16 protein-coding genes and 1 pseudogene are annotated in these 18,775 nt (G+C 70.8%); 9 read left to right on the top strand and 8 right to left on the bottom strand.

Features of this window, described 5'->3' with window-relative positions; genetic code table 11:
- Positions 1 to 80 precede the first annotated feature (80 nt).
- The 4 genes from AC6JBM_RS44140 (at position 81) to AC6JBM_RS44125 (ending at position 5,261) form a co-directional block, all read left to right on the top strand.
- Positions 81 to 2,612 (top strand): putative bifunctional diguanylate cyclase/phosphodiesterase, encoded by a 2,532-nt coding sequence (locus AC6JBM_RS44140; protein WP_497979668.1) that lies wholly within the window; start codon positions 81 to 83, stop codon positions 2,610 to 2,612.
- A 19-nt stretch (positions 2,613 to 2,631) separates the two neighbouring features.
- A complete protein-coding gene (locus AC6JBM_RS44135) occupies positions 2,632 to 3,801 on the top strand; it encodes a glycosyltransferase 87 family protein (RefSeq protein WP_497986679.1) in 1,170 nt (389 codons plus the stop codon).
- 90 nt (positions 3,802 to 3,891) lie between these two features.
- Positions 3,892 to 4,512 (top strand): phosphoribosyltransferase, encoded by a 621-nt coding sequence (locus tag AC6JBM_RS44130; RefSeq protein WP_497979667.1) that lies wholly within the window; start codon positions 3,892 to 3,894, stop codon positions 4,510 to 4,512.
- 212 nt (positions 4,513 to 4,724) lie between these two features.
- The gene (locus AC6JBM_RS44125) at positions 4,725 to 5,261 is read left to right on the top strand and encodes an SMI1/KNR4 family protein (RefSeq protein ID WP_497979666.1); all 537 of its coding nucleotides are present in this window, start codon (positions 4,725 to 4,727) and stop codon (positions 5,259 to 5,261) included.
- Between the two features lie 33 nt (positions 5,262 to 5,294).
- Here AC6JBM_RS44125 and dnaB read toward each other — a convergent pair.
- Positions 5,295 to 6,656, bottom strand: a pseudogene (gene dnaB / locus AC6JBM_RS44120) (replicative DNA helicase); the annotation flags it as partial.
- 446 nt (positions 6,657 to 7,102) lie between these two features.
- On the opposite strand from dnaB, the gene AC6JBM_RS44115 reads away from it, so the two are divergent.
- Together AC6JBM_RS44115 and AC6JBM_RS44110 are read left to right on the top strand one after the other, a co-directional pair.
- Positions 7,103 to 7,756, top strand: coding sequence for a hypothetical protein (locus AC6JBM_RS44115; RefSeq protein ID WP_497979665.1), 654 nt, complete (start codon positions 7,103 to 7,105; stop codon positions 7,754 to 7,756).
- A gap of 99 nt (positions 7,757 to 7,855) precedes the next feature.
- A complete protein-coding gene (locus AC6JBM_RS44110; protein WP_497979664.1) occupies positions 7,856 to 9,388 on the top strand; it encodes a vWA domain-containing protein in 1,533 nt (510 codons plus the stop codon).
- Between the two features lie 621 nt (positions 9,389 to 10,009).
- Here the strand turns inward: AC6JBM_RS44110 and rplI are convergent.
- From rplI to AC6JBM_RS44085, 5 genes are all read right to left on the bottom strand, one after another.
- On the bottom strand, positions 10,010 to 10,459 hold the full coding sequence (rplI, locus tag AC6JBM_RS44105) for a 50S ribosomal protein L9 (RefSeq protein WP_497979663.1): 450 nt from the start codon (positions 10,457 to 10,459) through the stop codon (positions 10,010 to 10,012).
- A 13-nt stretch (positions 10,460 to 10,472) separates the two neighbouring features.
- A complete protein-coding gene (gene rpsR / locus AC6JBM_RS44100) occupies positions 10,473 to 10,712 on the bottom strand; it encodes a 30S ribosomal protein S18 (RefSeq protein WP_223100246.1) in 240 nt (79 codons plus the stop codon).
- A gap of 20 nt (positions 10,713 to 10,732) precedes the next feature.
- Positions 10,733 to 11,269: a single-stranded DNA-binding protein gene (locus tag AC6JBM_RS44095; protein WP_497979662.1), complete on the bottom strand. Its 537-nt coding sequence runs from the start codon at positions 11,267 to 11,269 to the stop codon at positions 10,733 to 10,735.
- Between the two features lie 117 nt (positions 11,270 to 11,386).
- Positions 11,387 to 11,677 (bottom strand): 30S ribosomal protein S6, encoded by a 291-nt coding sequence (gene rpsF / locus AC6JBM_RS44090; RefSeq protein ID WP_033359943.1) that lies wholly within the window; start codon positions 11,675 to 11,677, stop codon positions 11,387 to 11,389.
- 230 nt (positions 11,678 to 11,907) lie between these two features.
- Positions 11,908 to 12,843 (bottom strand): hypothetical protein, encoded by a 936-nt coding sequence (locus AC6JBM_RS44085; protein ID WP_497979661.1) that lies wholly within the window; start codon positions 12,841 to 12,843, stop codon positions 11,908 to 11,910.
- Between the two features lie 127 nt (positions 12,844 to 12,970).
- Here AC6JBM_RS44085 and AC6JBM_RS44080 point away from each other — a divergent pair, with 127 nt between their 5' ends.
- Positions 12,971 to 13,744: a deoxyribonuclease IV gene (locus AC6JBM_RS44080; protein WP_497986678.1), complete on the top strand. Its 774-nt coding sequence runs from the start codon at positions 12,971 to 12,973 to the stop codon at positions 13,742 to 13,744.
- Here the strand turns inward: AC6JBM_RS44080 and AC6JBM_RS44075 are convergent.
- On the bottom strand, positions 13,716 to 14,147 hold the full coding sequence (locus AC6JBM_RS44075; RefSeq protein WP_497979660.1) for a hypothetical protein: 432 nt from the start codon (positions 14,145 to 14,147) through the stop codon (positions 13,716 to 13,718). The genes AC6JBM_RS44080 and AC6JBM_RS44075 overlap by 29 nt on opposite strands.
- On the opposite strand from AC6JBM_RS44075, the gene AC6JBM_RS44070 reads away from it, so the two are divergent.
- Positions 14,134 to 16,356, top strand: a complete 2,223-nt coding sequence (locus AC6JBM_RS44070) for a hypothetical protein (protein WP_497979659.1) — start codon at positions 14,134 to 14,136, stop codon at positions 16,354 to 16,356. The genes AC6JBM_RS44075 and AC6JBM_RS44070 overlap by 14 nt on opposite strands.
- A gap of 111 nt (positions 16,357 to 16,467) precedes the next feature.
- Here the strand turns inward: AC6JBM_RS44070 and AC6JBM_RS44065 are convergent, their stop codons facing one another.
- Positions 16,468 to 17,133, bottom strand: a complete 666-nt coding sequence (locus AC6JBM_RS44065; RefSeq protein ID WP_497979658.1) for a TetR family transcriptional regulator — start codon at positions 17,131 to 17,133, stop codon at positions 16,468 to 16,470.
- A 62-nt stretch (positions 17,134 to 17,195) separates the two neighbouring features.
- On the opposite strand from AC6JBM_RS44065, the gene AC6JBM_RS44060 reads away from it, so the two are divergent.
- Positions 17,196 to 18,665 (top strand): MFS transporter, encoded by a 1,470-nt coding sequence (locus tag AC6JBM_RS44060; RefSeq protein ID WP_497979657.1) that lies wholly within the window; start codon positions 17,196 to 17,198, stop codon positions 18,663 to 18,665.
- Positions 18,666 to 18,775: the final 110 nt, after the last annotated feature.

Raw genomic sequence — 18,775 nt, 5'->3', positions numbered from 1 at the left:
GGAGAAGGACCACACCTGGCAGTGACCCGTTCGACGGGTTGACAAGCCCGCGGCCACATCGGCCACGATGAAGCGGGCCGATGCAGAAAACACCGCGAACCGACGACGCGACCAACCGGCGCCTGTGGCGCCTCGTTGGTCCCGTCGTCGTCGGCGGATCAGCCGCCGTCCTCACGGCGCTGTCGTCCTTCGCCGAGCATCCGACCGCCGTCGCGGGCCTGGCCGTCCTCGCGATCGTGCTGGTCGGCAACGGTTTCGCCGTGATCGACGTGCGCATCCGATCGGTCTCCGACGGCATCGTCCCGACCACCGCCGTGATCACTCTCGCCGCGGTCTTCCTCCCGGCGCCGGCCATGATCCTGGGCACCGCCTGCGGCGCGTTCCTGTCCCAGCTGTCCCGTCGCGCGACCGATCCGATGAAGATCGGGTTCAATGTCGGAAAAGACACGATTGGCGCAACGGCCGCGGTTGCCGCCGCAAGCGCCGTCGGAACCTCACCGATACTGCTCGATACGACATTTTCCGTATTCGCGGTCATACCCGGACTTTTCGCCGCATTCGTCGCCTATATGCTCGTCGACGAGATCGTGTCGCACGCGCTGTTCTCGATCATCACGGAAAAGCCGTTCCGGCAGCTGATCCTGGCGCAGGTCGACTTCACGATCATCACGCGCCTCGGGCTCTTCGCAGTCGCGCTCGCCACCGTCCTGGCCTACCGGATCAGCGAATGGCTCCTGCTGGTCCTCCCGCCGCTGGTCTTCGCGATCCACCTCGCGGCCGCCAACCAGCTGCGCACCCGCCAGGGCAACGAGGCCTGGCAGCGCCTCGCCGAGGCCACCGACGAGTTCAACTCCGTCGACGAGACCGCGGTGCTCTACGCCGCCGTCCGCCGGGCCACCGACATCTTCTCGACCGACCAGGCCGAGGTCGAGATCCATCCGCCCAGCGGCGAGTCCCGCCTGGTGCGCAGCAACGGCTCGGAGATCCTGTACGACGGCCCGCCCGGCGGGGCGCCGGCCGCCGAGGGCTACCTGATCCCCATCGCGCTCGAGAGCTACCGCGGCGACGGCGACCTCGGCCAGCTGCGCCTGCGGTTCCGGGGGTCCGGGCCGGTGCGGTTCACCGAGCGCGAGCAGTACACCCTGCGCACCTTCACCGCCGCCCTGTGCACGGCGATCCGCAACGCCGCGACCTTCGCCGAGACCCAGCGCCTCGCCGACAGCCACGCGCGGGCCGCGGCGCAGGACCCGCTCACCCGGCTGGCGAACCGGCGGCGGCTGCAGCAGTACGGCAACGACATCCTCGCCGGCCAGGCCGGGGTGGTGGGCGTACTGCTGATCGACCTCAACCACTTCAAAGAGGTCAACGACACCCTCGGGCACGCCGAGGGCGACCGGGTGCTGCTCGCCGTCGCCGAACGCCTCACTGCCGCGGCCCGCCCCGGCGACCTGGTCGCCCGCTTCGGCGGCGACGAGTTCGCGGTCCTCCTCGCCGGCCTCAGCGCGCCCGCGATCGCCGAGCTGCGCGCCCACGCCATGCTCGACGCGCTCGCCCCGCCCATCGAGCTCGACGACATGCGCATCAGCGTCGAGGCCAGCTGTGGCGTGACCACCGGCACCGGCGGAAGCGTCGGCGAGCTCCTGCGGCGGGCCGACATCGCGCTGTACCAGGCCAAACAGGACGGCCAACGAGTCGTCGTCTACGCCCAGGCGCGCGACACCGCCGACGTCAACAGCCTCACCCTCGGCGGCGACCTGGCCCGCGCCATCTCCGAGCACCAGTTCATCGTCCACTTCCAGCCCATCGTCGACCTCGCCAGCGGCCGGGTCATCGCCGCCGAGGCCCTGACCCGCTGGCAGCACCCCGACCAGGGCCCGCTCTCCCCCGACCGGTTCCTGGGCGCCATCGAGCGCTCCGGGCAGCTGGCCGCGTTCGCCGACGCCGTGCTGGACCAGGCCCTGATCGCCGTCACGGACTGGGCGGACGCCGGCCACCAGATCCCTGTCGCGGTCAACGTCTCCCCGCGCAGCCTGCTCGACCCGTCGTTCCCGGACGCGGTTGCGAGGCGCCTGAGCGCGCGCGGGGTCCCGGCGTCCGCCCTGGTCATCGAGCTCACCGAGTCGGTGACGCTGAGCAAGCTCGAGGTCGTCGACGAGGTCTTGGCCGCCCTGCGCGACCAGGGCATCCGTCTCGCCCTGGACGACTTCGGCACCGGCTTCTCCTCGCTGGCCACGCTGGCCCGGGTCCCGGTCGACGAGCTCAAGATCGACCGCAGCTTCGTGTCCGCGATGAACGCCTCGGCCCCCGGCGCCGTGGTCCGCTCGACCATCGACCTGGGCCGCAGCCTGGACCTGCTGGTGGTGGCCGAGGGCGTGGAGCGCGAGGACCAGCGCCAGCAGCTGTGGGAGCTGGGCTGCCCCGCGGGCCAGGGCCACCTGTTCGCAAGGGCCATGCCCGCGGACCGTCTGCTCGCCCACCTGAACCGGGGCGAGGGCCACCTGGCCGACCCCCTGCACGACACCGGCGCGGTGATCCGCATGTCGAGAAGCCGCCGGGCCCGCCGCATGAGCCTGGGCGCCGAACCCCCGCCCGGCCGCGAGAAGTCCACCTGACCTTGGGCACAATGGGCGCATCGCTACCGACCTGCGCCCCCGCCTCCTGGACGCCGCCTTCTACGCCCTGTGCGCCGTCTTCGCCGCGGTGACGGCCCTGACCTCCACCCTGCTGCCGCACCGGGCCTGGGGCCAGATCGCCTGGATCGGCTATGCGGCCGGCGCCGTGCTGGTCCTGCTGGTCGCCCGCTGGAAGGTGATCCCCCTCCTGTTCGCCGCGACCGCCCTGCTGCCGCTGCTGATCGAGTCGGTCCAGCGAGCGGCCGGCCGGACGGACCGGGCCCAGGAGGAGGTCCTGGTGGTCGAGCGGATGGGCGACCGCCTGGTCCACACCGGCACCCCGTACCTCTCCCACGACGCGATCGCCGCCCTCCCGGAGCCCGACCGGCTGATGGGCTACGCCCCCTACCAGCCCGGCATGGCCGTCTTCGGCCTCCCGCGAGCCGCCTTCGGCGAGGCCTGGTGGACCGACGCCCGAGTGTGGTTCGCCGTGGCCACGGTGTTCTGCCTGCTCTGGACCCTGCGCCTGCTGTCCTTCTCGACCCGCGCCATCCCGCTGGCCCAGTCCGTGGCCGTCCTGCCCCTGTGCACCCTGACCCTGGCCACCGGCGGCGACGACATCCCGGTGCTGGCCCTGTGTCTGCTGGCCCTGGCCCTGGCGGCGAACGACCGCTTCCTGGCCGCCGGCGTGGCGGTCGGCCTGGCCGGCGCCCTGAAGCTCTTCGCCCTGCCGGTGGCCCTGGTCCTGCTGGTCCTGGCCCTGTCGACCCGCCGCCGCCCGGCCTGGTTCGCCGCCACCGCTCTCGGCATCCCGCTCCTGGCTCTGCTGCCGGCCCTCCTGGTCGACGCCGACGCCTACCTCGAGAACGCCGTCCGCTTCCCCGGCGGCCACGGCCTGGTGACCAGCCCCGCCCAGTCCCCGCTGCCCGGCTACCTGATCGCCTCGGCCCTCCCGGCGGGCCGGACGGTCGCCCTGGCCCTGCTCCTGCTGGCCGGCGCGGTCATCGCCCTGCTGCTCGTGCGCAACCCTCCGAGGTCCGCGGGCAAGGCCGCGGCGTACATCGCCGCCGGCCTCACCGCCGCCATCATGCTCACGCCGGCCACCCGCTTCGGCTACCTGCTATACCCGGTGGCCTTCCTCGCCTTCTGGTGGTCCCAGCACAAGACGCGCGAGCCGGTCCCGGCGTAGCCGGCCACCCCCCTGTACCCGGTGGCCTTCCTCGCCTTCCGGTGGCCGCAGCACAAGACGCGCGAGCCGGTCCCGGCGTAGACAGAAGGCATGGGGTACCGCAACCGCGAGGAGGCCGGCGCCGTCCTGGCCGAGCTCCTGGCCGCCTACGCCGACCGCGAGGACGCCATCGCCCTGGGCCTGGTCCGCGGCGGCGTGCCGGTGGCCGCGGAGGTCGCCCGCCGCCTGCGCATCCCCTTGGACGTGCTGGTGGTCCGCAAGCTGGGCGTGCCGTGGGCCCGGGAGGTGGCCTTCGGCGCCGTCGGCCCCGGCGGCGTGCGCGTCATCAACCACGAGATCGCACGCCGCCTCGACGACGAGGAGATCGCCGCCGTCCTGCGCCACGAGTCCGCCGAGCTCGGCCGCCGCGAGCGGTACTTCCGCCGGGCCCGCCCGGCACTGAACCTGAACGGCCGCACCGCCCTGGTGATCGACGACGGCCTGGCCACGGGCGCGACCGCGAACGCCGCGGTGGCCGTGGCGCGATCGCTGTCCGCGAACACGGTGATCCTGGCCGCCCCGGTGGGCGCGGCGGACGCTGTGGCCCGCCTGCGCCGCTCGGCGGACGAGGTGATCTGCCCGCTCACGGAGTCCGGCTTCGGCGCCGTGAGCCGCTACTACGAGGACTTCCACCAGCTCACCGACGCCGACGTGACGGCCCTCCTGTCCTGACCCACCCAGCTTTCGATGTAGCCGCTCGCCACGTTCCCGTGTCTTCGACATACAGCCGCCAGGTGCCTTTGCACGCTGAAGTCGCCGGCCGGCACCGTTGCCGCCGCCATGGGGCCTCCGGTCGACGTCAAGACCGCCGCCGTATCGCGGCGTTCCGACAACGTTCCGGACCTGCTCAACGCCTGCGTGCCGGACCGGGGGAGTATGACGCCATGAGCATCGCCGACACCCTCGCCGCCCTCGAGGCGTGGTTGCACCGGCATGCGCCGGCGACCGCCGCCGACCTCCTGCCCCCGGCCACCGACGACGAGCTGGACCAGGTCCGCAACGCGCTCGGCATCGACCTTCCCGCCGACCTGCTGACGGTCCTGCGCTGGCACAACGGGTCCGGGTTCGGCGACCTCCCCGTTCCCCTCGCACCGGGATACGGCATGTACCCGAGCCGGATCATGGTCGCGACGACCCTCGACAATCGGCAGATCGGCAACGGAAGTCCGTACCGGCCGTGGAAGGAGACGTGGCTGGTCATCGGGTCGGACAACTGCGGCGGCTACCTCACCGTGGAGACCGGCCCCTCCTGCGCTGGCAGTGTCTTCACCTTCGACTGGGAGGACGGCATGCCACACGGCAGGAGGTGGCCGAGCCTGGCCGACGCCGTCGCAACGGTCCTGGCCGCGGTGCGCGCCGGGCGGTACTCCGACGACCCGGACGACGTCATCGAGATCGAAGACGGCTTCCTGGTGCCCTGAGACTGGATCTGCGTTCCCAGGCCCCGCCGACCCCTAGATCGCCATGTCCACGAACCGCGAAAGGTGCAGCTGCGCCGCGACCGTGATGCTGTCCGTCGGCCCGTTTCGGTGCTTGGCCACGATGAAGTCCGCCTCGCCCGCGCGCGGCGACTCCTTGTCGTAGTAGTCATCGCGGTGCAGCAGGATGACGACGTCCGCGTCCTGCTCGATCGACCCGGACTCACGCAGGTCGGACAGCTGCGGCCGCTTGTCGGTGCGCTGCTCGGGACCACGGTTCAGCTGACTGACCGCGACCACGGGGCACTCGACCTCCTTGGCCAGCAGCTTGAGCCCACGCGACAGGTCGGCGACCTCCTGCTGCCGGCTCTCGGTGCGCTTCGGGCTCGTCATGAGCTGCAGATAGTCGACCACGATGAGCTTGAGATCGTGCCGCTGCTTGAGCCGCCGCGCCTTGGCCCGAATCTCCATCAGGTTCATGCTGGGCGTGTCGTCCACGAACAGCGGCGCCTCGCTGATCTCGCCCATGCGCCGCGCGAGCTTGGTCCAGTCGTCATCGGACAGCTGCCCGGACCGCAGCACGTGCAGCGGCACCCGGGCCTCGGCCGAGAGCAGCCGCATGACGATCTCGACCTTGGACATCTCCAGGCTGAAGATGGCCGAGGCCATGTTGTGCTTCACCGAGGCCGCGCGACTGAAGTCCATCGCGGCAGTTGACTTCCCCAAACCGGGTCGACCGGCCACGATGATCAACTGGCCGGCGTGCAGGCCGTTCAGGAGGCGGTCCAGGTCCTGGAAGCCGGTCGGGACGCCGGTCATCATGCCGCCCTGCGCGCCGACCGCCTCGATCTCGTCGAGGGTCGGCTGCAGCATCTCGGCGAGCACCGCGAAGTCCTCGCTGACGCGCTTCTCGGTGACGTCGTAGATGGCCTGCTGCGCGAGGTCCACCACGTCGTCGACGTCGCGTCCGCCCGTGCCGTCGGAGCCGTAGCCGAGCTGCACGATCCGCGTCCCCGCCTCGATCACGCGGCGCAGGACGGCGCGCTCGGCCACGATGCGGGCGTAGTAGCTGGCGTTCGCGGCGGTCGGCACCGCGGTCATCAGCGTGTGCAGGTAGGGCGCGCCGCCGATCTTGGCGATTTTGCCGCTGTCGGCCAGCGCCGCGGCCACGGTGACGGCGTCGGCGGGCTCACCGCGACCGTACAGATCCAGGATCGCGTCGTAGATGGTGCTGTGGGCGGGCTTGTAGAAGTCCTGCGTCTTGAGGATCTCGACGACGTCGGCGACGGCGTCCTTGCTCAGCAGCATGCCCCCGAGCACGCTCTGCTCCGCGGCGACGTCCTGTGGCGGGGTGCGCTCAAAGGTGCTGGCACCGCCCGAGGGGGGACCGGACGACTTGCGCTCACCACGTTCGCCGCGCTCACCGCGTTCGCCGCGCTCGCCCGGCTCCGGCGGCGGCTCCTCGTCCCAGTTGTGCTCGCTGCTGCGCCTGTCCTCGGTGATCGACATTTCCGCCCCCCAACGCCACACCCGCCAGGCCATTAGACCTCGGGGGTATGACAAAAACTCGCCGGCGCGCAACGCGCCCGCGCAACGGTATGGGGCGACTGGCGTTCGGTGAAAGTTAGCCGGTGGACAAGCCTCTGGACAACCTGTGGACCGAGGCCGCAGACCTTGGGAAAGGTTGTGCACAGCCCTGTGGAAAACTCCGTGAACGACCCGTTCACCTGGCCTCTGACCAGCGCATACACTCTCCACAGCCTGTGTGTGGGAAAAAGAGCCTCGCGAATCCTCATCTGGACGACCGATTGCGAAAAGGTCACGAAAGGGTGACGCTCTCCGGCGTGGGGTACCCGGATTGGGATCGGCCGCGAGGCCGCGAGCGACAGGCACCGGAGACGGGCCGCTGGGATCCGCGCCAGGAGCGCTGGATCCCGCAGCAGCGTGTGTCGGAGGGGGACGACTACGGCATCGAGCCGTTCCCGGCCCGCTCCGACCCGGGCCGGCGTCCGGGCCAGGGCCGCGTGCTCGATCACGACGAGTGGGCCACCCGGCGTCCCCGCCGCCGCCTGCCCCTGCCGCCGGCCCCGCCCGAAGACCGCGAGGACCACGAGGAGGAGGAAGAGGACGACGAGGAGGAGCCGGACCAGCGCAGCATCTACATCGGCTCGTTCATCTCGACGGCCTGCTGGTACCTCATCCCCTTCGCCGCCTACACCGCGTGGTCGCTGACCCTGCCCGACGACCCGCGCCCGGGCTGCACCAACGCGTTCGGCCTGCCCTGCCCGTCGCAGCACGACGAGGCCCTGACGAACATCGGCCGCCTGGTGCCGCAGCTCGCCGTCTCGCTGGCGATCAGCATCGTGGTCGCCATGTTCCTGGGCAAGGTGACGGCGGGCTGGCGGCCCTTCGCGATCGGCTTCGCCAGCGCGGTGCTGGGCGCGGGGGTGGCGACGGTCGGATTCGCCGTACTGGCGACGCAGCACTTCGCCTTTTGACAACTCGTCGATCACCGTTGGGTCACCGTCGGATCACGCCGGGAGCCGTTTCCTGAGTGCCGCCGTCTGACCGGCCAAACACCTCTCGAGGAGGCTTCGATGGCCGGTCGGCACTCAGTACGACGCCTGCGGGTCGCCGCGGTGGTGGCCCTGGCCGCCACCCTGCTGGCGGCCTGCGGCAGCACGGACGGGCTCAGCAGCAGCGACAGCGGGAACAAGGCGGCCCCGGGCCAGAACTACGGCACGCCGGGGGGAATGGTCGGCGGCGCCACGCCGGAGTCGAACGCCGACGCCGGGCGCGCGTCCACCGGCGAGGTGTCCGCGGCCGACCGGCCGGTGTCGACGTTTGCGGTGGACGTCGACACGGCCTCCTACGGCTTCGCGAAGCGCACCCTCGAGTCCGGCCGACGCCCCGCGACGAGCACGATCCGTCCGGAGGAGTTCGTGAACTCCTTCGACCAGCAGTACCGCGAGCCCGAGGGCAACGGCTTCTCGATCAGCACCGACGGCACCCGGCTGCCGTCCACCCACCGCGGCGCCGACGACTCCGCCCGCCTGCTGCGCGTGGGCCTGCAGACCCGCGGCGGATCGGACGCCGACCGCCCGGACGCGGCCCTGACGTTCGTCGTGGACGTCTCCGGCTCGATGTCGGAGCCGGGCAAGCTCGACCTGGTCCAACGCGGCCTGCACACCCTCGTGGACCAGCTGCGGCCGACGGACTCGGTGGCCCTGGTCGCCTACTCCGACGAGGCCGAGCTCCTGCGCCCGATGACCCAGCTCCGCGACCGCGACGGCATGGACGCGGCCATCGACCGCCTCCGGGTGTCGGGCAGCACGAACCTCGAGGCCGGCCTGCGGCTCGGCTACGACACCGCGCGCAAGGGCTTCCGCAACAACGCCACGAACCGCGTCATCCTGCTGTCCGACGGCCTGCCGAACGTGGGCAAGACCGACGCCACCCCGCTCGTGCGCGAGATCCAGGAGGCGGCGGCCAAGCAGATCACGCTGCTGGGCGTCGGCGTGGGCAGCGACTACGGCGACCGCTTCATGGAACAGCTGGCGGACAAGGGCGACGGCTACGTGGTGTACGTCAGCAACCAGACGGAGGCCGACCGCGTCTTCGTGCAGCAGCTCCCCGCGACCGTCGCCGTGCGCGCCCTGGACGCCAAGGCCCAGATCGAGTTCGATCCGAAGACAGTCCTCTCGTACCGCCTGATCGGCTACGACAACCGGGCCCTCACCGCGTCCGACTTCCGCAACGACCGGGTGGACGGCGGCGAGGTCGGCCCCGGCCACGCGGTGACGGCGCTGTACGCCCTGCACCTGCGCCCGGGCGCCGAGGGCCACCTGGCCGACGTGAGGGTCCGCTGGCAGGACCCCACGACCCACCGCCCGAGCGAGCTGGCCCGGCCCGTCGAGGTGACCGACCTGAGCGCCGACTTCGCCGAGTCCCCCCGCCCGGTGCGAGTCGACTACGCCGCGGCCTACCTGGCGGAGGTGCTCCGAGCTAGCCGGTACGCCGAGGAGGTCCGCCTGCCCGACCTGCGCACGATCGCCGACAACGCCGGCGATTCGACCCAGACCCGCGAGCTCGCGAACATGATCAACGACGCGATCAAGCTCTACGACTAACCACCAAAGATCCATGGCTCGGGCCGCGTCACCTGCGGACCGTTGCTCCCGCCAGACAAAAGGGCGGCCCCTTGATGGCCTTCGGCCGGAGAGGGGCCGCCCTAGCCATGTCCGCGGTGCCAAGACCGCACCACGGCCCTCGCACACGGAAGGCCCCTCATGCGCGGCGCGGCCCGCGTTCAGGTCGGGGCTCTTATGCACGGCTCTCGCTTCTCATGCGCGGCCCGGCCCTCGTGCACGGCTCGGTTCTCATGGACGGCCAGGGCTCTCGTCCGCGGCTTGACTCTCGTGTGCGGCCCGGTCCTCATGCACGGCCCGGTCCTCATGCACGGCCGGGGCTCTCGTCCGCGGCTTGACTCTCGTGTGCGGCCCGGTCCTCATGCACGGCCCGGCTCTCTTCTGCGTCTTGACTCTCGTGTGCGATCCGGCCTTCGTGCGTGGCCCGGCGCCGTCTGCGATCCGGCCCTCGCGCACGGCTCGGCTCTCATGCGCGGGTCGGCTGTCATGCGCGGCCGGCGGAGGCTGCCGTCCGGCTCGCGGCCACGGAAAGCCGACGCCCCCGGAAAGCCCGAAGGGCCCCGGAGCGCGATCGCCCCGAGGCCCAACGACTTGCAAAGCGCCCTACTTGGCCGCCGTGACCTTCAGCGTGAACGAGGCCGCGACCTCCGGGTGCAGCTTGATCTGCACCTTGTAGTCGCCGACCGACTTCACGTGGCCCGGCAGCTCCAGCCGCCGGCGGTCGAGCTCCGGCCCGCCCGCCTTCTGCACGGCCTCGACGACCTCAGCCGGCGTGACCGAGCCATACAGCCGACCCTCGCGACCAGCGCGCACGGACAGCTGCACCTTGAGGCCCTCGAGCTGGGCCTTGACCTCGTTGGCGTGCCCGAGGTCGCGGATCTCCCGGGCCGAGCGGGCCCGCTTGATCGTCACGATCTGCTTCTCGGCGCCCTTGGACCACGGAATCGCGAACCCCTGCGGCAGCAGGTAGTTGCGCCCGTAACCGTCCTTGACCTCGACGATGTCGCCGGGGGTCCCGAGGCCCGAGACCTCCTGGGTAAGGATGATCTTCATGTCCCCGGCCCCCTTAGCGCGTGGTCGCGGTGTAGGGGAGCAGCGCCATCTCGCGCGCGTTCTTGACGGCACGCGCGATCTGACGCTGCTGCTGGGCGGTCACACCGGTCACCCGCCGAGCGCGGATCTTGCCGCGGTCGGAGATGAACTTCCGCAGCAGCGCGGTGTCCTTGTAGTCGATGTAGGCGATGCCCTCCTTGTCGAGAGGGTTCACCTTCTTCTTCGGTTTGCGCAGGGCCGCAGCCTTCGCCATTGCTCTTGCTCCTGATGCCATTAGAACGGGGGCTCGTCGTCGAAGGAAGAGTTCGACCTGCCGCCGCCTCCGCCGCCACCAGCCGGGGTCGCGTTGGCCCACGGGTCATCGTTGTACCCGCCGCCTCCGCCACCGCCGCCGCTGTTGCCGCCGGAGCCGAATCCACCGCCGCCACCACCACCGGAGCTGCGCGACATCTTCTGCACCTTGGCAGTCGCGTAGCGCAGCGAGGGGCCGATCTCGTCGACCTCCAGCTCGATGACGGTGCGCTTCTCGCCCTCGCGCGTCTCGTACGACCGCTGCTTGAGCCGGCCGGAGACGATCACCCGCGACCCGCGGGTCAGCGACTCGGCGACGTTCTCCGCCGCCTGCCGCCACACCGTGCAGGACAGGAACAGCGGATCGCCGTCCTTCCACTCGTTGGTCTGGCGGTCCATCGTCCGGGGGGTCGAGGCCACCCGGAACTTGGCGACCGCCGCTCCCGACGGAGTGAAACGCAACTCAGGATCATCGGTCAGATTGCCTATGACCGTGATCGTGGTGTCTCCCGCTGCCATATGAGTCAACTCCTCGCGCGCTGGTGTATGGCCACCTTGTCACAGGGGTACGACAGTTTTCGGTCACGCCCTGCGACGTGCGGCCGGGCGAAGCAGATCGATCTCGCCCGAATCCGCTTAGCGGACCTCGGGCCGGATGACCTTGGTGCGCAGCACGGACTCGTTGAGTCGCAGCTGACGGTCCAGCTCGGCCACTGACTCCGGCGACGCCTGGAGGTCGATGACGGCGTAGATACCCTCGGTCTTCTTGTTGATCTCGTACGAGAGGCGCCTGCGGCCCCACACGTCGAGCTTCTCGACCGAGCCACCCGATGTCCGGATCACGTTGAGATACGTGTCGAGCGACGGGGCTACGGTGCGCTCCTCGAGACTGCCGTCGAGGATCACCATGATCTCGTAATGACGCAAGACGTTCTCACCTCCTACGGGCTAAGCGGCCGCGGTCCATCCGCGGCAGGAGGTCGTGCGTCGTCCGCCCGCGCTGAGGCGGGAAGACCGAACCAGAGTACACGTTGCCGTGTCAAGACAGAAAAAGACCGCGGGGCGCGTCATCCGCTTCGTTGGGTGGGACCTGGGGAGGAACGACCACACCGGTGCGTTGGATGACGGCGCCCCGCGGAGCTAAGGGAAATTGTACTTTATGCGAAGCTAGCGCGTGATGCCCGCTGCGCAATGATAGCCCGAATTGCGGCGATTCCAACACCGACCACGCAGACCGTGGCGACCAGTGCCAGCAGGCCGGCCGGGCCGTTGCTCGCCGGGCCGCTCGCGGCCACGGGCTCCTCAACGGTGACACGGTCGTCGACCGGCGCACTCGGGTCCGCGCCGATCGCCGGGGCCGCCGCCGCGCTGGGGTCCAGCAGCGACGGGTCCGCGGGTTCGGTACCGAACTCATCCGCCGCGGCCGCCGACCCGTCCTGCGCCGCCGGCGTCTTGGTCGCGTGCGCCGCGCCGCCCGTGCGGTTGTTGATCACGCCGTTGGCCGCACCGGCCGCCGCACCCGCAGGTCCGTTCGCCGGCGAGGTCTTCGTCGCGCCCGGTGCCGCCTTGGCCGTCGACCCCTGCGCGGGCTGTCCGGTCGCGGCAGGGGCGGCCGGAGGCGCGGTCACGCCGACGGAGACGGGCTTGAACTGCTGCACGACGCCGACTCCGCAGTCGAAGGTCATCGCGACCTCCACGGGCCCCTTCTTGAAGAGCACGGGGACCTGCTGATTCGGCTGTACCGTCGCCACGGACTGCCCGTCCACCTTCAGCGACGCGTTCTGACCGAGACGGTTGACGAAGTTGACCCGCGTGTCGGCCGGCACCGACAGGTCGCCGGTGTTCGGCTGCGACTTGCAGACCAGCAGGCTCAGCACGCTGCCGCCGGAGAACTCGACGGTCGGCTCCGCGGGGGCGGCACTCACCGGGCTGGCGCCCACGGTCAGGGCCGCGGCGGCGATCGCCGCGGCGGTAGCCGCCAGGCGGACTGCCGTTCGGTGTCCAGACAAGGTAGCCATCCAGTAGCCATCCAGGGTTGGGGGATTCGATTGGGGGACCGTTCCATCGAGCCGGACGAGCACCGGCGCGATCACGAGCGGCTACGTGCGTAACGATGCGATCGGCGAGACGGTGACGGAAGACCGGCATTCCGGACGCATCGACCGACGGGGCAGAGGCGGGTCGCGCGAAGTGTCACACCCACGTCGTAGGCTCTGCGGCATGCGAATCGGTGCTCACGTCGACCCCGCTGAGCCGCTGGCCGAGGCCGCCGCCCGCGGCGCCGACCTCATCCAGTTCTTCCTGACCGACCCGCAGGGCTGGACGGATCCCAAGGACCGCGACGATGCTGAGGCCATCATCGCCTCGGAGATCGACGTCTATGTCCACGCGCCGTACCGGATCAATGTGGCTTCCTCCAACAACCGGATCCGCATTCCGAGCCGCAAGCTGCTGTTCAGCCACGCGGCCGGAGCGGCGAAGGTGGGCGCCAAGGGCCTCATCGTCCACGGCGGTCATGTGGAGAAGGCCGACGGGCTCGACGCGGGGTTCGACAACTGGCGCAAGACCTTCGCCTACGCCGCGGAGCAGGGCGGCTTCGCCACGCCGGTGCTGATCGAGAACACGGCCGGCGGCGACAACGCCTGCGCGCGCCGATTCGACAACCTGGCCCGGCTGTGGGACGCCATCGGCGACTATGAGGTCGGCTTCTGCCTCGACACCTGCCACGCGCACGCCGGCGGCGAGGACCTGCTCCACATCGTCGATCGGGTCAAGGCCATCACCGGACGCATCGACCTGATCCACGCCAACAATTCGCGTGACGGCTTCGACTCGGGCCGAGATAGGCACGACAACATGACCTCCGGCGAGATCGATCCGGAGCTGATCGTCGCGGTCATCCGCGCGGCCGGCGCCCCGGCTCTCGTCGAGACTCCGGGCGGCGCCGAGGGCCAGGGCGCCGACATCACCTACCTGCGGGAGCGGCTGGCGTGAGCAACGTTTCGTCGGAGCCGACGGTGTCCGAAGAGCCGTCGGCGGACGATTCCCCGGATTCGGCAGGGCCAGTGCCCCCCGAATCGCCCGAGTCCACCCCACCGGCCCCCGCCGATGGGAAAGTTTCGGTCACCCCGGGCGCGCCCGAGACCGCTTCAGATGGCGCTGATTCGGACACCGCCTCCGTCGAGCCGACCGCAGCGAGCACCCCCGCGAAGACCGCCGCAGCGGACACCCCCTCGGCCGAGCCGACGACAGCGAGCACCGCAGCGAGCACGACAGCGAGCACCGCAGCGAGCACGACAGCGAGCACCGCAGCGAGCACGACAGCGAGCACCGCAGCGAGCACCGCCACGACGGCTGCGGCAGGCACCGCGAAGAGCGCCGCAGTGGGCAACGCCACGGCAAAGACCGCGAAGACGGCCGCGGACGCACCCGATTCATCCGATGAGGGGACCAAGGCCAAGCCCAAGGCCCGCAGGGCCAGGAAGTCCCGCACCTCGGTCATCGAGGCCGACGCCGCGGTCACCTGGGCGGACGCAGGCGACGACGCGGCGGCCACCGAACCCGAGGCGGGAAAGCCGTCCGCTGCCGGCGAGAAGGCCGTCGACGGCAGGAGCAACGCGGACGGCGACACCGGCACGGTCGAGAGCAGCACAGACGGCAAGAGCACCGCGGACGGCAAGGCAGGCACCGGCGACAGCGAAGACGCGAAGACTGGCGACGGCGAGGATGCCAAGGACCCCGAGGACGCCAAGGACGGCGACGAGAGCAAGGACGACGGCGAGAAGAACAAGGGCGACGGGGACCCGTTCAGCGCGTTCGCGCCGGAGCCCGAGTTCGTCCCCGGGCGCGTGGGGCGGATCAGCCGCCGCAGTGGGTCGGCGCTCGCTCGGTTCTTCGCGCACGAGTGGACGCTCGCCGCGATCGGCTCCCTCGTTCTCGCCATCGCCATGACCTGGCCCGCGATCAGGCATCCGGCCACGACCATCCCGCAGGACATCTGGGACCCGACGCTGCAGGCCTGGCAGATGGCGTGGGCCGGGCACATCCTCACGACCGATCCGCTGCAGCTGTGGCACGCCAACGCGTTCTACCCGGATCAGTACAGCTACGCGTTCTCCGACACCCTGCTCGGGTACGCACCGGCGGGCATGATCGGGACGGGGCCCGAGGCCGCTGTCGTGCGGTACAACTTCGTCTTCATCTTCATCTTCGCGTTCGCCTTCTTCGGCGCCTATGCGCTGGTCCGCCAGCTCGGGGCCGGGCGCACCGGGGCGGCGGTCGCGGGGGCGGCGTTCGCCTACGCGCCTTGGCGCCTCGGGCAGGCGGGGCACCTGCACGTGCTGTCCATCGGCGGGATCGCGCTGTCGCTGGCGATGCTCGCGCGCGGGCACGGGTTCTCGCTGAAGAACGGGTACGAGCCGGAGAAGCGGCGCTGGGGCTGGGTCGTGGGCGGCTGGCTCGTCGCCGCGTGGCAGATCAGCCTCGGCTTCGGCATCGGCATCCCGTTCGCCTACGCGCTGCTGTTCGCGGTGCTGGCCAGCGCGATCACGTGGGGCTACCGGCAGCTGTTCCGCTGGAAGGAGCGCCGGCCGTTCGGGTGGAAGCTGCTGCTGGCCAACCTCGGCGGCGGGCTCGCCTTCGCCGGGGTGAGCGCCATGATGGCGTACCCGTATCTGCAGGTACTGAAGCAGCACAAGGAGGCCAAGCGCAGCGCGGAGATCATCAGCCTGTTCTCGCCGCCGCTGAAGGGCTTCTTCATCTCGCCGCCGGAGTCGTGGCTGTGGGGTGATGCCTACGCGAACGCCCGCTCGACGCTGGGCTGGGCGCCGGAGATGGCGCTGCTGCCGGGCTTCTTCCTCTACGGGCTCGCGTTCGCCGGCCTGTTCGTGTCGGTGTGGAAGCTGCAGCACCGCGTCCTGCTCGGCGTCGGCGTGGTGCTCACGACCATGCTGGCGATGGGCAGCAACGGCCCGGGGCACGGCGACTTCGGCTACATGGCGCTCTACCACGCGCTGCCCGGCTTCGAGGGCATCCGCACGTCGGGCCGGCTGATGGTCTGGGTGACGCTGTTCCTGGCGCTGCTCGCCGCGGGGGCGGTGAGCGCGTTCGCGGACCGCGCGGTCGAGCTCTTCGCCGACCAGACTCAGTCCGACGTCGGCAACCGGGCGGGCGTCTGGCGCCTGATCACGCTGATCCCGCTCGTGCTCGTCCTGGCCGAGGGCGTCCACAAGCCGCAGCCCAACCCGGAGGTGCCGCCCGCCCCGGTCGCGATGAGCACGCTCGAGGCGCCGCTCATGGTCCTGCCGACGGGCGAGCTGCAGGACATGAACACCATGCTGTGGAGCACCGACGGCCTGCCGAAGATGGTCAACGGCGGCAGCGGGTTCACGCCGGACGACCAGCAGATCCTGCGCCTCAACATGCAGCAGTTCCCGGACGAGGCCACGGTCGCGCAACTGCGCGAGCTCAAGGTGCGCACCGTCGTGGTCCTGCGCGACCGTGCCCAGGGCACCGAATACGCGAAGGCCATCGACGCGCCCATCGACGGCCTCGGCATCACGCGCACCGAGCAGGGCGACGTGATCCTCTACAAGATCGACGGATAGCAAGACCGGCGGATAGCAAGACCTACGGAAAGCAAGACCTACGGAAAGCAAGACCGGCAGATAGCGGCGGCACCGGCGGGCCGCGGGCAGACGTCCGCGGCCCGGCCGGACTCAGAGACCCGAGCGCAGCAGGGCGAAGGCCTCGTTCGCGTTGGCGACGGCGGACGGGTACACCGCGTCGGCGCTCTCCCCGGCCAGCAGCCGATTCGTGTTCTCCATGATCAGCGCGTTGCGCACGCCCGTGATCATGGCCGCCGCCGCGCGGTGGGAGAAGTCCGGCCCCAGCTGGACCGCCAGCACGTCCGACGACTCGCTCAGGATCGCCATCGTGCGCTGCGTGAGGCTCGGCGTCGTGAAGATCAGGCGCAGCACCGCGAGGACGTTCGGCTTGTCGCACAGCCCCGTGGTCGGTTCGTGGCGCGCGAGCCCCTCGAGGAAGTGCCGGTGCAACGCGTCGACCGCCGACTCCCCGTCGCCCCGGCCGCGCACCACGAGGGCCGGCTCGCCGATGTGCTCCGACATCGGCCCCACCACCAGGTCTTCCTTGCTCGGGTAGTAGTTGAAGAAGGTCATCTTCGAGACCCCCGCCGCCGCCGCGATCTGGGCCACCGACACGTTGTCGAAGCCGTGCGCCACGAACAGCTCGATGGCCGCGTTCCACAGCGCCGACCGCGTCTGCGCCTTCTTCCGCTCCCGCAGCGTCGAGGCATCCGGCGCGCCCGGGCGCCCGAGCGCACCGCGAAGCGCCACAGCATCCCGAAGCCGCGAAGTCTCCATGGGCACGACTGTACCAGGATCAAACTTGTACCTAGTCTAATTATGTGCTTAGTCTAATAGCCATGACGAAGACCCAACGGCTCGTCGGGGCGCTGCTGTGCATGTTCACGATCGTGCTGGCCGTCCTCGACCAGAACATCGTTTCCGCGGCCGTCGTGCCGATCGTGCGCGACCTCGACCCGGTGCACGGCGTCGAGCACGTCGCCTGGCTGGTCGCGGCGTTCGCGCTGGCCTCGACCGTCGTCCTGCCCCTGTACGGCCGCCTCACCGACGCCTTCGGCGCCAAGCCCGTGTGGCTCTCGGCCGTCGCCGTCTTCCTGCTCGGCTCGGTCCTGTGCGGCGCGGCCCAGGACATGACCCAGCTCATCGCGTTCCGGGCGCTCCAGGGCATCGGCGCCGGCGGCCTGATGAGCGTCACCATGGTCGTGCTGGCCAACCTCGCGGCCGAGCCCGGCGCCGACCGCGGCAAGAGCGGCGGCATGGGCGGCCTGTTCGCCGGGGCGGGCATGGCGATCGGCCCGTTCATCGGCGGCCTCTTCGCCGACCACGGCAACTGGCGCGGGATCTTCTACGTCAACGTCCCGCTCGGCCTGATCGTGATCGCCGGCGGACTGTTCGCGATCCGCGTCCCCCGCGGGACCCGGACCCGCCACACCGACCTCGACCTGCCCGGCGCCGCGCTGGCGGGGGCGTTCGCGGCCGCCCTGCTGCTGATCTGCGAGTGGGGCGGTCAGCAGTACCGGTGGACGTCCCCGGCAATCCTCGCGCTCATCGCGGCCGGCGTCGTGAGCCTGGTGCTCTTCGTCTGGCGCGAGTCGGTCGCGGCCCACCCCGTGCTCCCGCTCTCCCTGCTGCGCGACCGCACCATCCGCGGCAGCTACGCGATCCAGCTGCTGATCGGCGCCGCGATGATCGGGGCGATGATCCACCTGATGCTGTACCTCCAGGTAGCCCGCGGCGTCAGCGCCTCCGAGTCCGGCCTGTACCTCGCGTTCATGGCCGTGGGCCTGACCGCCTCGGGCATGGCGAGCGCGCGGCTGCGACTCACCACCCGCGCCTCGATGCTCCTGGGCACGAGCGCCGCGGCCGCGGCCCTGGGCGCGATCCTGCTGTGCGTCCACGAAAACGCGTCCCTGTGGGCGATCCGCGGCGCGCTGGTGCTGCTCGGCGTCGGCTTCGGCCAGCTCATCGGGCGCCTGATCACGGTCGTGCAGGATGCCGCACCCGCGCACCAGCTCGGCGTGGCCACGACGGGCATCCGGTTCTTCCAGTCGCTGGGCACCGCGGTCGGCGCGGCGGCGCTCGGTTCCGTGCTCAGCCGGGTGTACGAGAGCCAGACCGGCACCCGCATGTCCACGACCGCCATCACGCACCAGCCGGCCGCCCTCGGTGGCTTCGTGACCGGCATCGAGGTGGTGTTCACCGTCGCCGGTGCGATCGTCGTGCTCGCCCTGCTCGTGGCCGCGCGCCTGCACCCGCTCGAGCACCCGGTTCCCGAGCCGGAATCAGTGCTCAACCCCGCAATATCGTGAAATGTCCGATAAGTCGCGGCGCGGAGCGCCCGACTTATCGCCCGCGAGTCCGGCCGAAACACAAGAGCGGCCCGGCTCGACGCGGGTTAGGCATCGAGCCGGGCCGATCA

The organism is Dactylosporangium thailandense (assembly GCF_059739745.1).
This window is presented reverse-complemented; position numbering and strand designations above follow the sequence as displayed.

Bases quoted from the DNA above. Each gene is read 5' to 3' on its own strand.
- AC6JBM_RS44080 (WP_497986678.1), top strand. From the start codon at position 12,971: ATGCGAATCGGTGCTCACGTCGACCCCGCTGAGCCGCTGGCCGAGGCC.
- AC6JBM_RS44095 (WP_497979662.1), bottom strand. From the start codon at position 11,269: ATGGCAGCGGGAGACACCACGATCACGGTCATAGGCAATCTGACCGAT.
- AC6JBM_RS44060 (WP_497979657.1), top strand. From the start codon at position 17,196: ATGACGAAGACCCAACGGCTCGTCGGGGCGCTGCTGTGCATGTTCACG.
- AC6JBM_RS44140 (WP_497979668.1), top strand. From the start codon at position 81: ATGCAGAAAACACCGCGAACCGACGACGCGACCAACCGGCGCCTGTGG.
- AC6JBM_RS44125 (WP_497979666.1), top strand. From the start codon at position 4,725: ATGAGCATCGCCGACACCCTCGCCGCCCTCGAGGCGTGGTTGCACCGG.
- AC6JBM_RS44065 (WP_497979658.1), bottom strand. From the start codon at position 17,133: ATGGAGACTTCGCGGCTTCGGGATGCTGTGGCGCTTCGCGGTGCGCTC.
- AC6JBM_RS44110 (WP_497979664.1), top strand. From the start codon at position 7,856: ATGGCCGGTCGGCACTCAGTACGACGCCTGCGGGTCGCCGCGGTGGTG.
- rpsR (WP_223100246.1), bottom strand. From the start codon at position 10,712: ATGGCGAAGGCTGCGGCCCTGCGCAAACCGAAGAAGAAGGTGAACCCT.
- rplI (WP_497979663.1), bottom strand. From the start codon at position 10,459: ATGAAGATCATCCTTACCCAGGAGGTCTCGGGCCTCGGGACCCCCGGC.
- AC6JBM_RS44130 (WP_497979667.1), top strand. From the start codon at position 3,892: ATGGGGTACCGCAACCGCGAGGAGGCCGGCGCCGTCCTGGCCGAGCTC.